The organism is Variovorax sp. Soil_C_17, from assembly GCF_057657265.1.
Map to the genome: position 1 here is coordinate 700,265 of NZ_JBDGIT010000003.1, position 15,026 is coordinate 715,290.

Here is a 15,026-nt window from a genome sequence, read left to right on the forward strand (position 1 = left end):
GTTTGCCTTTTGACTTGCAGCGCGGATTATGACATCGGAAAACCAGCCAAGACCCGAGGCACGGCTGTAACAGGCGCACAGGCATAATCCGCGGCGACAAAAAACAGCATCTCGTCCCCGAGACACCTCCCACGCGGCGCGCCCTGTGCCGGACTCGCTTGGCAACTGAACAAGAACTCTCCGATTTCCTGAAAGGCGTCGAACGGCGTGCTTTCAAGCGCACGATCTACCACGTGCGGGACGAGGAAGCCGCCCTCGACATCGTGCAGGACAGCATGATGAAACTGGCTGAGCACTATGGCGACAAGCCGCCCAACGAGATCCCGCTGCTGTTCCAGCGCATCCTCTCGAACTGCACGCTGGACTGGTTCCGGCGCCAGAAGACCCGGCGGGCGCTTTTCTCCAACATGAGCGACTTCGAGTCCTCGAACGAGGACGGCGAATTCGACCTGCTCGAGCATTTCACGGCCGGCACCGACACCCGTGAGAGCGAAAGCGCCGAGGACAGCACCCGGCGCGCCCAGATTTTTCATCAGATCGAGGAACAAATCGCTGCCTTGCCGGGTCGTCAACGCGAGGCCTTTTTAATGCGTTACTGGGAAGAAATGGACGTCGCCGAGACTGCCGCTGCGATGGGCTGCTCCGAAGGCAGCGTCAAGACCCACTGTTCGCGCGCCGTTCACGCCCTGAGCAAGGCGCTCAAGGCCAAGGGAATTTCGCTATGAATACAACGCTTTCCACCATCTCTGCAGAGGCCGAGGCGCAATTCGGCCGCCAGGTGGCCGCACGGCTTTCGGCCGGCACCCAGGATTTGCCGCACGAGATCAGCGAGCGCCTGCGCGCCGCGCGCATGCAGGCCGTGGCTCGCCGCAAGGTGGTGCAGGTGCTGCAAACGGCCCCTGCCGTGGTGCCGAACGGCGGCAGCGCGGCCCTCGGCGGTGGCTGGTGGACGCGGATCGGCTCCGTCATTCCGCTGATCGCACTGGTGGCCGGGCTCATCGTCATCACCACCCTGCAGGAGGACAACCGGACCGACGAACTGGCCGAAGTCGATGCCGCCCTGCTGACCGACGACCTGCCGCCTGCCGCCTATACAGACCCCGGTTTCGCCCAGTTCCTGAAGACCGAAGGCACCGCCCAGCGTTAAGCCCACTTCCTTTTGCCCGCTCGCATGCCGCAACGCCTTCATTCCAACGCGCCATTTCCGCTGCGCCGGCCATTGCCGCGGGCAGCCGGGGCCGCGTGCGTGCTGCTGGTGTTCGCGCTCGCCGGAGCGGCCATGGTGCCCGCCGGCGCACAGGTTCGGGCCCATGGCACGACCTCGGCGGCCTCCGCGAGCACGGCGAAGCCGGCTGCCGTCTCCAAGCCCTTGTGGCGCGACCTGAGCACCCGGCAGCAGCGCGCCCTGGAGCCGCTCGCGCTGCAGTGGGACAGCCTGACGGAACCCCACAAGCGCAAGTGGCTGGCCCTCTCGCGCAACTACGCCAAGCTTTCGCCGGCCGAGCAGGAGGTCCTGCACAGCCGGATGACCGAGTGGGCCACGCTGAGCAACCAGCAGCGCTCGCAGGCTCGGCTCAACTTCGCCGAGGTCAAGCAGGTCCCTGTCGACGAACGCAAGGCCAAGTGGGAGGCCTACCAGGCCCTGAGCGAGGAAGAAAAACGCGAGCTGGCCGCGCGCGCCAAGCCCCGCCCCGGCGCCGCGGTGGCGATCCGGCCGGTGCCGGCCCAGAAGCTGGTCCAGTTGCCAGCCGCGACGCCCGACGCTGCACACACGCCGCGGATCCAGCTGTCGCCGCCAGCGCCCATGCCGCAGCCGTCTCTCGCACGCCTGCCTGCGGCGAGCCCGGCAGCCGGGCAGCCTGTCACTGCCGAGGCGCAAGTGCCGCCGCCTCCCGCCACGATTGCTCCGGCGGATACCTCGGTCTCCGCCACGCCTCAGACACGCACCAGCGATCAGCCCTCCGCCGCGCCGTGATACAAGCTGCCGATGGCTTCCAGTCCCTCCGACAGCGCCGGCGCCCCCGCCGCGCCCCTTCCTGATCCCTCCGTCCCCTCCGCTCCTGCCGGCCTGAGCGCGCCCGGCCTGTGGCGGCGCATGGCCTGCTGGCTCTACGAGGGCATGCTGCTGTTCGCCGTGGTGTTCGTCGCCGGTTGGCTGTTCAGCACGCTGGGCCAGATGCGCGACGCCATGGACTCGCGCCGGCACCTGCTGCAGGCCTTCCTGTTCGTCGTGTTCGGCGTCTATTTCGTCTGGTTCTGGTCCAAGGGCCAGACCCTGGCCATGAAGACCTGGGGCATCCGCGTGGTCGACCGGCTCGGCCGCCCGGTCACCCAAGGGCGCGCGCTGCTGCGCTACCTGCTCTCCTGGATCTGGTTCCTGCCGCCGCTGGCCGCCATCGCGCCCTTCAAGCTGGGCGGCGGCGAGTCGGCGGTGTTGATCTTCGGCTGGGTGATCGTCTGGGCGCTACTCTCGCGCTTTCATCCCGAACGCCAGTTCTGGCACGACGCCTGGTCAGGCACCCGCCTGATCCCTTCCACACCCATGAGCGCCGCCCGGCCGCCCGACGGCGCTCGCACCGCAACCGAAGGCGAAGGTCTTCCAATGAACCGCCGATGAGCACCGTCGACAATCCCGTCAATCCGCAGAAGTCGCGACGCGGCCTGGAACGCATCTGGCACGCCGCCCTGATCTCGCTCGATGGCTTCCGCGCCGGCTGGGGCGAAGCTGCCTTCCGCCAGGAGGTCCTGTGCGCCATCGTCATGCTGCCGGCCGCCTTCTGGATCGGCCGGACCTGGGTCGAGACTGCCCTGCTCGCGGCGGTGGTCGTCCTGGTGATGATCGTCGAGCTGCTCAACACCGGCATCGAGGCAACCGTCGACCGCGTGGGCCCGGAATGGCATTCCTTTTCCAAGAACGCCAAGGACGTGGGCAGCGCCGCGGTGCTGCTGTCCATCATCCTGTGCTGCGGCGTGTGGTTTGCCGCACTGTGGCACCGCTTCGCGGGATAGGCCCTGACACGCACCTTCGTGCAAGCCGCACGTCATGCGATGGCGGCATGATCCGGGCATGACTCCTACTACTTTTTCGATGTGCGTCTATTGCGGCTCGCGCCCCGGCGAGCGGCAGGAATTCTTGGCGGTGGCCAAGGCGGTCGGCCGCTGGATCGGCGAGCGCCGCGGCCAGTTGGTCTACGGCGGCGGCCGCACCGGCCTCATGGGCACGGTGGCGGAGGCGACCCGCAACGCCGGGGGCCGCGTGGTCGGCATCATCCCGAAGGCCCTGGTCGACAAGGAGCTCGCGAATCCGTTGTGCGACGAGCTGCACGTGGTCGACACCATGCACGAGCGCAAGGCCATGATGGGCGAGCGCGCCGACGCCTTCGTCGCCCTGCCCGGCGGCATCGGCACTTTCGAGGAGCTGTTCGAGATCTGGACCTGGCGCCAGCTCGGCTACCACGACAAGCCGATCGGCATCCTCGATGTGGCGGGCTACTACGCCGGCCTGCTCGACTTCCTGGCGCACAGCGTGCGCGAGGGCTTCATGGGCGAATGGCAGATGGGCCTGATCCGGTCGGGGAACGAAGCGCCGGCCCTGCTCGAGGCGCTGATCGAGGAAGCCGGCCGCCACCCCCGCAGCGACAAGCTCGCCGCAGTGCTCTGAAAGCCTACACGGCCTGCTCGTCTTCCTCGCCGGTGCGGATGCGCACCACGCGCTCGACATTGGTCACGAAGATCTTGCCGTCGCCGATCTTGCCGGTGCGCGCGGCGGTGACGATGGCGTCGACGCAGCGGTCCAGGTCCGCCTCGTTGACCACGACCTCGACCTTCATCTTCGGCAGGAAGTCGACCACATACTCGGCGCCGCGATAGAGCTCGGTGTGCCCCTTCTGCCGGCCGAAGCCCTTGACCTCGGTGACGGTGAGCCCGGTGACGCCGACTTCGGCCAGCGCCTCGCGCACGTCGTCGAGCTTGAAGGGTTTGACGATGGCGGTGATTTGCTTCATAGGTCTCTTTCTTCCGGCGGTTTCGATGAATTGCTCGCGATAGGGTAGCGCCAATCGACGCCGACGCGGCGATGGCCTACCCGGATGCCCGCGATGGCTTCGTCGCCGAGCATGTTGCGTGCCAGGGAGTCGAAAAGATTATGTCATTCGCCCCCGCGCGCCGATGGCTTGGAAGATGCGCCGCACGCCCGATCGCAGGGGCTGCTACGCTCGGCGGGCCATGCGCCCAGGTTCTTCCTCCCCCGGCTTTTTTTCGTCCTTCTTCCCCTGGCTCCACAACCAAGCCTACGTGCTGCTGGTGTTCACCACGCTGATCTGGGGCGCCAACGCCGTGGCCGCCCGGCTCGCGGTGGGCGAGGTCTCGCCGATGATGCTGACCTTCTCGCGCTGGATCGTCTGCTGCCTGGCCCTCGGCCTGTGCGCGCGCCAGCAGATCGCCCAGCACTGGCGCGCCCTGCTGCCCTCGTGGCGCTTCATTGCGCTCATGGGCACGCTGGGCTTCACCGGCTTCAACGCGCTGTTCTACGCCGCGGCCCATCACACGACGGCCATCAACATCGCGATCATCCAGGGCACCATCCCGGTGCTGGTGCTGCTCGGCAGCCTGCTGTTCTTCCGCACGCGCATCGGCGGACTGCAGTCGCTGGGCGTGGCGATCACGCTCGCGGGCATCGTGGTGGTGGCTTCGGGCGGGCATCCGGCGCAGCTGGCCGCGCTGGGCTTCAACATCGGCGACGTCTGGATGATCTTGGCCAGCCTGCTCTATGCCGCCTATGCGCTGGGCCTGCGCCGCCGGCCGGACGTGCCGGCCATCGTCTTCTTCGCGGCGACTGCGGCGGTGGCCTGCCTGGTGTCCGTGCCGCTGCTCGTGGCGGAAATCGCCACGGGCGGATTCTTCGTCCCCACGTCCAAAGGCTGGGCGCTGATCCTCTTCGTCGGGCTGCTGCCCTCCTTCATCTCGCAGGTCACCTTCATCCACGCGGTCGGCCTGATCGGCCCGGCCCGGGCGGGCGTCTTCCTCAACCTGGTGCCGATCTTCGGGCCGCTGCTGGCGGTGCTCGTGCTCGGCGAGCCGCTGTCGGCCTACCACGCAGTGGCGCTGGCCCTGGTGCTGGGCGGCATCTACATCGCCGAGACCACCGGCCCTCGGGGCCGCTGACGGAACGCACGCCCTTGACCGACCCCGTCGTCCGCATCCACGGCGCCGCCTCCGAGATCGACGCCGCCGCCTGGGACGGCCTGCTGGCCGCGCAGGCCGCGCCCTCCCCCTTCATGCGTCATGCCTACCTGGACGCCATGGAACAGAGCGACAGCGCCTCGCCCCAGAGCGGCTGGGCGCCGCGCTTCCTCACGCTGTGGCGCGGCCGCGAGCTGATGGCGGCCTGCCCGATGTACCTCAAGGGCCACTCCTACGGCGAGTACGTGTTCGACTGGGCCTGGGCCAACGCCTACCAGCAGCACGGGCTGGCCTACTACCCGAAAGCGGTGGTGGCGGTGCCCTTCACCCCGGTACCGGGGACGCGCCTGCTGGCGCGCGACGCCGCCAGCCGCGCCCTTCTGGTGCAGGCGCTGCTCGCCTGGTGCAGGGAAGAAGAGCTGTCGTCGCTGCACCTGCTCTTCGGCGCCGACGAGGACATCGAGGCCTGCGCCGATGCCGGCCTGATGCTTCGACACACGGTGCAATTCCATTGGAAGAACGTCGGTTGGAAGGACTTCGACGCCTTCCTCGCCAGCCTCTCCCACGACAAGCGCAAGAAGATCCGCCAGGAACGGCGCAAGGTGCACGACGCCGGCGTGCGCTTCCGCTGGTCCCGCGGCGCCGACATCCGCGAAGCCGACTGGGACTTCTTCTACCGCTGCTATGCCCGCACCTACCGCGAGCACGGCAACCCGCCCTACCTGAAGCCCGAATTCTTCGGCCGCATGGCCGAGGACATGCCCGAGGCCTGGCTGCTGTTCATCGCGGAGCGCGGCGGCAAGCCCATCGCCAGCAGCCTGATCGCGCTGTCCGACGATGCCTCCGTCGCCTACGGCCGCTACTGGGGCGCACTCGAGCGGGTGGACTGCCTGCACTTCGAGGCCTGCTACTACCAGCCGCTCGCCTGGTGCATCGATCATGGCGTGCAGCGCTTCGAGGGCGGCGCACAGGGCGAGCACAAGATGGCGCGCGCCCTGATGCCGGCGAAGACCACCAGCGCGCACTGGCTGGCCCACCCTGCCTTCGCCGACGCGGTGGAGCGCTTTCTCGAACGCGAGGACGAAGGCATCGCGAACTACCTCGACCACCTCGGCGAACGCAGCCCCTTCCGTCACGCCGAGTAAAAAGCCGCACCTATACTCGCTGCCCATGCGCCGATTCCGACCCTTCTGGCTCCTGCTGGCACTGCTGCTGCCGCTGCAGTTGAGCTGGTCCGTCGCCAGCGCGTACTGCGCGCACGAGAGCAATCCGGGCCACGCCGCGCACATCGGGCACCACGAGCATGTCCACAAGGCAGAACCGACGAAGACCGCCAAGAGCCAGGCCGCCTTCGACGCCGATTGCGGCAGCTGCCACGCTTCCTGCGTGCCCTTGCTGCTGTCGCCTGCCCATCCCCTCCCCGCGGCGGACCTCAAGCACTTGCACGGGCCGCCGCCACGGCACACCTACCTCTCCGCGCAACCGCGCGCTCCCGACCGGCCCCAGTGGCCGCGTCTCGCTTGACCGGCGAGACGCGCAACACCTTCCCCTCGTTCCCGTCTCGCCGAATCCCTGGATCAACCCTATGAGATTCGATGCGAAGACTTCTTCTATGGCCGCTCGGACTGGCGGCCGCCCTGTCCAGTCCATTCGCCGTCCAGGCCCAGCCTGAGACTTCCACACCCACAATTTCGGCCGGCGCAGCGGCTCCGCTGTCGCTGGCCACCGCCACCGCGCTCGCCGAGGCGTACAGCCCGAGCGTGTCGGCCGCCCGTCGCGAGCTCGAGGCCAGCGAGGCAGAGGTGCGCCAGGCCGACCTGCCGCCCAACCCGGAGCTGGCCGTGCTGCTCGAGGACGAGCGCCGAGCCACGCGCAGCACCACCGCGCAGCTGAACATCCCGCTCGAGCTCGGCGGCAAGCGCGCCGCACGCGTGGCCGAGGCCCGGCGCGCGAGCGAGCTGGCGCAAGCCGGCCTGCTGGGCGCACGGGCCGAGCTGCGGGCCCAGTTGCTGGCCGCCTTCTTCCGCGTGCTGGTGGCTCAGGAGCGCGTGAAGCTCGCCGGCGCTTCGGCCGAGCTCTCGACACGCGGCGCCGACGCGACCGCGCGGCGCGTGGCGGCCGGCAAGATCTCGCCGGTCGACGAAACGCGGGCCCGGGTCGAGCAGGCCAACGCCGGGCTGGAGCTGGCCGATGCCCGGGCCGAGCTGCAGAGCGCGCGCCAGGCCCTGGCTGCGTTCTGGGGCAGCCCCGAACTCGGTCATGCGCAGGTCGAGGGCGACCTCGACGCGCTGCCCGTGCGCGCCGACGCGCAGCAGCTGCTCGCCGCGCTCGACGCCGCGCCCGAACTGGAAGCCAGCCGCCTCGAGTGGGAGCGCCGCAAGGCCGCCATCGAGGTGGAGCGCAGCAAACAGGTTCCCGACCTGACGCTGAACGTCGGCGCCAAGCGCTCCAACGACACGCAGATCACCCAGGCCGTGGTCGGCGTGACCGTGCCGCTGCCCCTGTTCGACCGCAACGAGGGCCGGCTGGAGGCGGCCCTCCGCCGTGCCGACAAGGCCGAAGACGACTACCGCGCGGCACGCATCCGCCTCGCCAACGAAGCCCGGCACGCCGCCTCGCAGCTGGCCCTTGCGAGCGCTTCGGCCCGGACGCTGAAGGTCACCATCCTGCCCGCGGCGCAGCAGGCCCACGACGCGGCCACCCGCGGCTTCGAGGCCGGCAAGTTCGGCTTCCTCGACGTCCTGGACGCGCAGCGCAGCCTGCTGCAGGCACGCGTGCGCTACCTCGACGTCGTCGCCGGCGCCCACCAGGCGGCAGCCACCCTCGACCGCCTGCTCGGTCGCCACCCTCACGCACAGGCAGCAACACCATGACCTCCCCGCTCAAGAAGAAGGCAGCGATCGCTGCCATCCTGATCCTCGGCCTGCTCGCAGCCGCCGCCATCCTGACGACCGGGCGCTCGCCGGGCAGCGCGGAGCATGCTCACGAAGAAACAGAGGCCGCCCACGCGGACCACGACCCGCACACCGAGCCATCGGCCGGCGCCCACAAGGAGCCCGAAGAGGCCCACGCCCATGGCGAAGCGAAAAAGGAAAAACCCTCCGCTTCCGCGCACAAGGACGAGACCAAGGTCGCACTGACCGAGGCGCAGATCCAGGCCGCCGGCATCACCCAGGAAAGCGCCGGCAGCGCCCGCGTCCAGGCCACGCTCCAGCTGCCGGGCGAGATTCGCTTCAACGACGACCGCACCGCCCACGTCGTGCCGCGCCTCGCCGGCGTGGTCGAGCGCGTGCCGGCCAGCCTGGGCCAGCAGGTGCGCCGGGGACAGCTTCTGGCGGTGATCGCCAGCACCGCGCTGTCGGAGCAGCGCAGCGAACTGCTCACCGCCGAGCGCCGGCTCGCGCTGGCGCGCGCCACCCATGCCCGCGAAGAGCGCCTCTGGAAGGACAGGATCTCCGCCGAGCAGGACGTCCTGCAGGCCCGCGCCGCACTGCAGGAGGCGCAGATCGCAGTACGCAACGCGCAGCAGAAGCTCCGGGCGGTGGGCGCCAGCGCAACGGCCGGCGCGCTGAACCAGTTCGAGCTGCGCGCCCCCTTCGACGGCACCCTCGTCGAGAAGCACATCTCGCTCGGCGAGGCGGTGCGCGAGGACGCCAACGTCTTCACCCTCTCCGACCTCTCGACGGTCTGGGCCGAGATGGCCGTACCCGCGCAGGAAATCGGCCGCATGCGCGTCGGCGCGAAGGTGGTCGTGAGTTCCACCGCCTCGCAGGAGAAGGCCGAGGGCACGATCTCCTACGTCGGCGCCTCGATCGGCGAGCAGACGCGCACCGCCAAGGCGCGCGTGACGCTGGCCAACCCGCAACTCGTCTGGCGTCCGGGCCTTTTCGTCACCATCACCGTGCTTGCCGAGGAGGCCGAAGTGCCCGTGGCCGTGCGCACCGAAGCGGTTCAGACGATGGGCGACACAAGCGTGGTCTTCCTCGCCGTGCCGGGCGGCTTCGTCGCCCAGCCCGTGAAGCTGGGCCGCGCGGGCGGCCGCTTCGTCGAGATCGTCGAAGGCCTGCAGCCCGGCGCGCGCTACGCCGCCGGCAACAGCTACGTGCTCAAGTCCGAGCAGGGCAAGGCCGGCGCGAGCCACACCCACTGAGGCGAGCGATCCATGTTCGAACGACTCATCCGCTTCGCCATCGAACAGCGATGGCTGGTCCTCCTGGCCGTGCTCGGCATGAGCGCCCTGGGCATCTACAACTACGGCCGGCTGCCCATCGACGCCATCCCCGACATCACCAACGTCCAGGTGCAGATCAACACCCCGGCGCCGGGCTATTCGCCGCTGGAGACCGAGCAGCGCGTCAGCTATCCCATCGAGGCCGTGATGGCCGGCCTGCCCGGCCTGGAGCAGACCCGCTCGCTCTCGCGCTACGGCCTCTCGCAGGTGACGGTGGTCTTCGAGGACGGTACCGACATCCACTTCGCGCGGCAGCTGGTCAACCAGCGCATCCAGGAGGCGCGCGACCGGCTGCCCCAGGGGCTGACGCCCGCCATGGGCCCGATCTCCAGCGGCCTGGGCGAGATCTACCTGTGGACCGTCGAGGCCGAGGAAGGCGCGCGCCAGCCCGATGGCACGCCCTACACCCCCACCGACCTGCGCGAGATCCAGGACTGGATCATCAAGCCGCAACTGCGCAACGTGCCGGGCGTGACGGAGATCAATTCCATCGGCGGCTTCGACCGCCAGTACCAGGTCGCGCCCGACCTGGAGCGCCTGGCCGCGCGCGGACTCGGCCTGCAGGACGTGGTGGCCGCGCTGGAGCGCAACAACGCCAACGTCGGCGCCGGCTACATCGAGCGCCGCGGCGAGCAGTACCTCGTGCGCGCGCCGGGCCAGGTGCAGTCCATCGAGGACATCCGCGCCATCCTCCTGGGCAGCGCGCAGGGCGAGCCGGTGCGCATCGGCGACGTGGCGCAGGTCTCGCTCGGCCAGGAGCTGCGCACCGGCGCGGCGACCGAGAACGGCCGCGAGGTGGTGCTCGGCACGGTCTTCATGCTGCTGGGCGAGAACAGCCGCACGGTCTCGCAGGCGGTCGACCGGCAGATGGCGCAGATCAACCGCAGCCTGCCGCCCGGCGTGAAAGCGGTGACGGTGTACGACCGCACGGTGCTGGTCGACAAGGCCATCGCCACGGTCAAGAAGAACCTGCTGGAAGGCGCGGCGCTGGTGATCGCGGTGCTCTTCCTGTTCCTCGGCAACATCCGCGCAGCCATCATCACCGCGCTGGTGATTCCACTCTCGATGCTCTTCACCTTTACCGGGATGGTGGGCGGACGCATCAGCGCCAACCTGCTGAGCCTCGGCGCCCTGGACTTCGGCATCATCGTCGACGGCGCCGTGGTGATCGTGGAGAACTGCGTGCGGCGGCTCGCCCATGCGCAGGCGCACCACCGGCGGCCGCTCACGCGCGCCGAGCGCTTCCACGAGGTCTTCGCCGCCTCGCGGGAGGCGCGCCGGCCGCTGATCTACGGTCAGCTGATCATCATGATCGTCTACCTGCCGATCTTTGCGCTCGGCGGTGTCGAGGGGAAGATGTTCCAGCCCATGGCCTTCACGGTGGTGCTGGCGCTGCTCGGCGCGATGATCCTGTCGGTCACCTTCGTTCCGGCCGCGGTCGCGCTCTTCATCGGCCGGCGCGTTGCAGAGAAGGAGAACCGGCTGATGGAATGGGCACGCCGCCGGTACGCGCCGGCGCTGCGCGGCTCGCTGGCCAATGCCTCGGTGGTGCTGACGGCCGTGGTCGTGCTGGTGCTGCTTTCGCTGCTGGCTGCCAGCCGGCTGGGCCGCGAGTTCGTGCCCAACCTCGACGAAGGCGACTTCTCGGTCCAGGCGCTGCGCATCCCGGGCACCAGCCTCTCGCAGTCGGTGGAGATGCAGCAGCGCATCGAGGCGCGGCTCATGCAGAAGTTTCCGGAGATCGCTCGCGTCTTCGCGCGCACCGGCACGGCCGAGATCGCCTCCGACCCGATGCCGCCCAACATTTCGGACGGCTACATCATGCTCAAGCCCGAATCCGAATGGCCCGCACCGCGCCGCACGCGCGACGAACTGCTGGCCGCCGTGCGCGAGGAGGTGGGCACGCTCCCGGGCAACAACTACGAGTTCTCGCAACCGATCCAGCTGCGCTTCAACGAGCTGATCTCGGGCGTGCGTTCCGACGTGGCGGTCAAGGTCTTCGGCGACGACAACGAGGTGTTGAAGACCACCGCCGACCGCATCGCCTCGGTGCTCCAGTCCGTGCCCGGCGCCACCGAGGTCAAGGTCGAGCAGACCACCGGCCTGCCGATGCTCACACTGCAGGTCGACCGCACCCGGGCCGCGCGCCACGGCCTCGGCATGAACGAGGTGCAGGAGGCGATCGCCATCGCGATCGGCGGCAAGGCCGCGGGCACCTTCTTCCAGGGCGACCGCCGATTCGCCATCGTCGTGCGCCTGCCGGAAGCGGTACGCGGCGACCTGGAGGCGCTGCGCCGCCTGCCCATCGCGCTGCCACGGGACTCGGCGGGCCGAACCGCCTTCGTGCCCCTGTCGGAGATCGCCACGCTGGCCATCGCGCCCGGCCCGAACCAGGTCTCGCGCGAAAACGGCAAGCGGCGCATCGTGGTCAGCGCCAATGTGCAGGGCCGCAGCATCGGCAGCTTCGTGCCCGAGGCCGAGGCCGCCCTGCAGGCCCGCGTGAAGGTGCCGGCCGGCTACTGGACCACCTGGGGCGGCACCTTCGAGCAACTGGAGTCGGCGGCCGCACGGCTGAAGCTGGTGATTCCGCTCGCGCTGCTGCTGGTCTTCGTGCTGCTGTTCGCGATGTTCGGCAATCTCAAGGACGGGCTGCTAGTCTTCACCGGCATCCCCTTCGCGCTCACGGGCGGCATCCTCGCGCTGTGGCTGCGCGGCATCCCGCTGTCCATTTCCGCGGCAGTGGGCCTGATCGCGCTGTCGGGCGTGGCAGTGCTCAACGGGCTGGTGATGCTGTCCTTCATTCGCAACCTGCGCGAGGCCGGCCGTTCGCTCGACCAGGCCATCCACGAAGGCGCGCTGACCCGGCTGCGTCCGGTGCTGATGACGGCCCTGGTCGCTTCTCTCGGATTCGTGCCGATGGCGCTGGCCACCGGCACCGGGGCCGAGGTGCAGCGGCCGCTGGCCACGGTGGTGATCGGCGGCATCCTCTCGTCCACGGCGCTGACGCTGCTGGTGCTGCCGCTGCTGTACCGCCTGGCGCATCGGCGCGACGAGGACGAGCCGGCGGTCGCCGGCGCCGCGGTTCCAACGACGACAGGCGCGACCTGAAGGCGCACGAATGGCTCAGGTGCGGGACGCGCGAGCACGCCCCAGCTTGCGCCTGCCCCCGCTGCCGATGGCGTCGACCAGTTGCTGCACCAGCGCACGCGACAGCGGCGAGAGCGTGCGCCCCTCCAGCGACAGCACCTGCAGGCGGCGCTGCTGCATCTGCGCCTCCACGAAGGGCCGCGCCACCAGCGTGCCGTTCTCGATCAGGTGCACGGCCGTCAGCAGCCCGGCCAGCACGATCTCGGGCGTGCGCACCAGCGGCAGCAGTACCGAGGAAAAGTTGCTGACGAAGGCGGGCTCGTAGCCGAGCCCCTGCACGCTGCAGCTCAGGTCGAAGAGCTGGCGCGCCGTGACGCCGCGGCTGCCCACCGCCAGCGGATAGCCCACCACCGCCGCCACGTTGACCGCGCGCTGCCTCGCCAGCGGATGGTCGGGCGCCATCAGCGCGTACACCGGCGCCGGCGCCGAGTGCTCGATGCGGCAGCCCGGCTCGGGCGCGACCGCGTACTTGAGCGCGATGTCCGCATCGCCGCGCGCCAGCAGCGCGCTGACCTCGTCCGGCGCGCCGACGTGCAGCTGCATCCGGCTTTGCGCATGCGCCGAGCGCAAGTTGCGCATCACCTCCGGCATGAAGCCCACGGCAAAGCCCTCGGTGCAGGCCACGCGCACGCGGCCCGCCTCGCGGCCGCCGATGCCGCGCACTTGCTCGATCACCTGCTCGGTGTCCGCCTGCGTCGTGCGCAGATGCGCGGCCAGGCGTTCGCCGGCCTGCGTCAACGTCATGCCTCGCGCCCTGCGCTCGAACAGCGGGGTCTGGAGCGAATCCTCCAGCTTGGCGATCTGCCTGCTGACCGCCGAGGGAGCGACATAGAGCCGCGCCGCCGCCTGGCTGACCGAACCGCGGGTCGCCACTTCCATGAAGTAGCGCATCGGGATGCTGAGGATGGAGGTGGCCATGGGGTCGATGCCAGCGTTGCCTTGAAGGCAATGGTAGCTTGCGAAATCGGTTATTCCCGCAACGGCCATCCGGCCTTTTACTTGCAACCCTGTCATCACCCGAACACGAGACCGCATGCAACGCCACGACTGCCTCTGCGCGGCTGCCGCCTATTTCGACGACGGCCGCTTCCTCGCCGACCTGCAGCGGCGCATTGCCTTCCGGACCGAGAGCGACACCGGCACCGCACCGCCCGCGCTCGGCGCCTATCTGCGCGAGGAAATGACGCCGGCGCTCACGCCGCTCGGCTTCGAGTGCGAGGTGATCGACAACCCGGTGCCCGGCGGCGGCCCTTTCCTGATCGCGCGCCGCGTCGAAGGCGACGGGCTTCCCACGGTGCTGAGCTATGGCCACGGCGACGTGGTGAGCGGCCAGGATGCGCAATGGCGCGAGGGCCTGGCGCCCTGGACGCTCACGGTCGAAGGCGAGCGCTGGTACGGCCGCGGCACCGCCGACAACAAGGGACAGCACAGCATCAGCCTCGGCGCGCTGGCGGAAGTGATCCGCGCCCGCGGCGGCCGGCTGGGCTACAACGTGACGCTGCTGCTCGAGATGGGCGAGGAAGCGGCATCGCCCGGCCTGCACGAGCTCTGCGCGCAACAGGCCGGCAAGCTGCGCGCCGACCTGCTGATCGCCTGCGACGGGCCGCGTGTGAGTGCGCAGCGGCCCACCCTCTTCCTCGGCTCGCGCGGCGCGGTCAACTTCAGCCTGCGGCTGCGCGCACGGCCGCGCGGCTATCACTCGGGCAACTGGGGAGGCGTGCTCGCGAACCCGGCGACGGTGCTGAGCCATGCGGTGGCTTCGCTGGTGGATGCGAAGGGCCGCGTCCTGGTGGAAGCGCTTCGGCCACAGGGCATCCCGGCTTCGGTGCGCGAGGCCCTGGCCGACATCGCGATCGGCGGCGGCGCCGACGATCCGGCGCTGGACGAAAACTGGGGCGAGCCCGGTTTGAGTCCCGCCGAGCGCCTGATGGCCTGGAACACGATCGAGGTGCTCGCCCTCGGCGCGGGCTCGCCGCAGCGTCCGGTGAATGCGATACCGGGCGAAGCGGCGGCGCATTGCCAGCTGCGCTTCGTGGTGGGCACGCCGTGGCGAGAACTCGCGGCGATCGTCAGAGCCCATCTCGACGCGCGCGGTTTCGAGCAGGTCGAGGTCCAGGTCACGCTCGAAGGCGCGGCGACGCGCCTGGACCTGGCCAATCCCTGGGTGAGCTGGGCTCGACGCTCCATCGAGGCCAGCGCCGGCCAGCGTCCCGACCTGCTGCCGAACCTGGCCGGCTCGCTGCCGAACGACGTCTTCGCCGACCTGCTGGGCCTGCCCACGCTGTGGGTGCCGCACTCGTACCCGGCCTGCGCGCAGCATGCGCCCACCGAACACCTGCTGGCGCCTTTGGCGCGCGAGGGTCTGCAGATCATGGCCGGCCTCTACTGGGACCTCGGCGAAGCGACGGCGCATACGCCGTGGCATGCCGCTTCCTCCACCGCACCCACCTCTTCCCGTTCCTGAAAG

At 69.7% G+C, this 15,026-nt stretch carries 15 protein-coding genes; 13 read left to right on the plus strand and 2 right to left on the minus strand.

The genetic code is table 11. From position 1 onward, the window contains the following. Positions 1-158: 158 nt before the first annotated feature. Genes AC3A6Y_RS18455 through AC3A6Y_RS18480 form a run of 6 tightly spaced genes read left to right on the plus strand, consistent with a single transcriptional unit; the run spans position 159 to position 3,661 of the window. Positions 159-725, plus strand: coding sequence for an RNA polymerase sigma factor (locus AC3A6Y_RS18455; protein WP_487869666.1), 567 nt, complete (start codon positions 159-161; stop codon positions 723-725). Next, the gene (locus AC3A6Y_RS18460) at positions 722-1,147 is read left to right on the plus strand and encodes a DUF3619 family protein (protein ID WP_487869667.1); all 426 of its coding nucleotides are present in this window, start codon (positions 722-724) and stop codon (positions 1,145-1,147) included. Before AC3A6Y_RS18455 ends, AC3A6Y_RS18460 begins: the two co-directional genes overlap by 4 nt. A gap of 24 nt (positions 1,148-1,171) precedes the next feature. Beyond that, entirely contained in the window at positions 1,172-1,975 is an 804-nt protein-coding gene (locus tag AC3A6Y_RS18465; protein WP_487869668.1) for a DUF3106 domain-containing protein, read from the plus strand. Between the two features lie 12 nt (positions 1,976-1,987). Further along, complete coding sequence (locus AC3A6Y_RS18470; protein WP_487869669.1) at positions 1,988-2,617, plus strand: RDD family protein; 630 nt, start codon at positions 1,988-1,990, stop codon at positions 2,615-2,617. Continuing rightward, positions 2,614-3,009, plus strand: a complete 396-nt coding sequence (locus tag AC3A6Y_RS18475; protein ID WP_487869670.1) for a diacylglycerol kinase — start codon at positions 2,614-2,616, stop codon at positions 3,007-3,009. The genes AC3A6Y_RS18470 and AC3A6Y_RS18475 overlap by 4 nt, the downstream gene beginning before the upstream one ends. Positions 3,010-3,067: 58 nt before the next feature. Continuing rightward, positions 3,068-3,661 carry an LOG family protein gene (locus AC3A6Y_RS18480; RefSeq protein ID WP_487869671.1) on the plus strand — a complete coding sequence of 198 codons (594 nt, stop codon included), beginning with the start codon at positions 3,068-3,070 and terminating at the stop codon, positions 3,659-3,661. Positions 3,662-3,665: 4 nt separating this feature from the next. Here AC3A6Y_RS18480 and AC3A6Y_RS18485 read toward each other — a convergent pair whose 3' ends face one another. Beyond that, positions 3,666-4,004, minus strand: a complete 339-nt coding sequence (locus AC3A6Y_RS18485; protein ID WP_487869672.1) for a P-II family nitrogen regulator — start codon at positions 4,002-4,004, stop codon at positions 3,666-3,668. A gap of 220 nt (positions 4,005-4,224) precedes the next feature. Between AC3A6Y_RS18485 and AC3A6Y_RS18490 the strand changes: the two genes are divergently transcribed. From AC3A6Y_RS18490 to AC3A6Y_RS18515, 6 genes are all read left to right on the plus strand, one after another. Next, on the plus strand, positions 4,225-5,163 hold the full coding sequence (locus tag AC3A6Y_RS18490) for a DMT family transporter (protein ID WP_487869673.1): 939 nt from the start codon (positions 4,225-4,227) through the stop codon (positions 5,161-5,163). Positions 5,164-5,177: 14 nt separating this feature from the next. Beyond that, the gene (locus AC3A6Y_RS18495; protein ID WP_487869674.1) at positions 5,178-6,326 is read left to right on the plus strand and encodes a GNAT family N-acetyltransferase; all 1,149 of its coding nucleotides are present in this window, start codon (positions 5,178-5,180) and stop codon (positions 6,324-6,326) included. 25 nt (positions 6,327-6,351) lie between these two features. Next, complete coding sequence (gene czcI / locus AC3A6Y_RS18500) at positions 6,352-6,705, plus strand: cation efflux protein, CzcI family (protein ID WP_487869675.1); 354 nt, start codon at positions 6,352-6,354, stop codon at positions 6,703-6,705. A gap of 71 nt (positions 6,706-6,776) precedes the next feature. After that, positions 6,777-8,054, plus strand: coding sequence for a TolC family protein (locus AC3A6Y_RS18505; RefSeq protein WP_487869676.1), 1,278 nt, complete (start codon positions 6,777-6,779; stop codon positions 8,052-8,054). Then, positions 8,051-9,331, plus strand: a complete 1,281-nt coding sequence (locus tag AC3A6Y_RS18510) for an efflux RND transporter periplasmic adaptor subunit (RefSeq protein WP_487869677.1) — start codon at positions 8,051-8,053, stop codon at positions 9,329-9,331. The genes AC3A6Y_RS18505 and AC3A6Y_RS18510 overlap by 4 nt, the downstream gene beginning before the upstream one ends. A 12-nt stretch (positions 9,332-9,343) precedes the next feature. Continuing rightward, a complete protein-coding gene (locus AC3A6Y_RS18515; protein ID WP_487869678.1) occupies positions 9,344-12,520 on the plus strand; it encodes a CusA/CzcA family heavy metal efflux RND transporter in 3,177 nt (1,058 codons plus the stop codon). A gap of 15 nt (positions 12,521-12,535) precedes the next feature. Here the strand turns inward: AC3A6Y_RS18515 and AC3A6Y_RS18520 are convergent, their stop codons facing one another. Beyond that, positions 12,536-13,477: a LysR family transcriptional regulator gene (locus AC3A6Y_RS18520; RefSeq protein ID WP_487869679.1), complete on the minus strand. Its 942-nt coding sequence runs from the start codon at positions 13,475-13,477 to the stop codon at positions 12,536-12,538. A gap of 115 nt (positions 13,478-13,592) precedes the next feature. Here AC3A6Y_RS18520 and AC3A6Y_RS18525 point away from each other — a divergent pair, with 115 nt between their 5' ends. Then, on the plus strand, positions 13,593-15,023 hold the full coding sequence (locus AC3A6Y_RS18525; RefSeq protein WP_487869680.1) for a M20 family metallopeptidase: 1,431 nt from the start codon (positions 13,593-13,595) through the stop codon (positions 15,021-15,023). Positions 15,024-15,026: the final 3 nt, after the last annotated feature.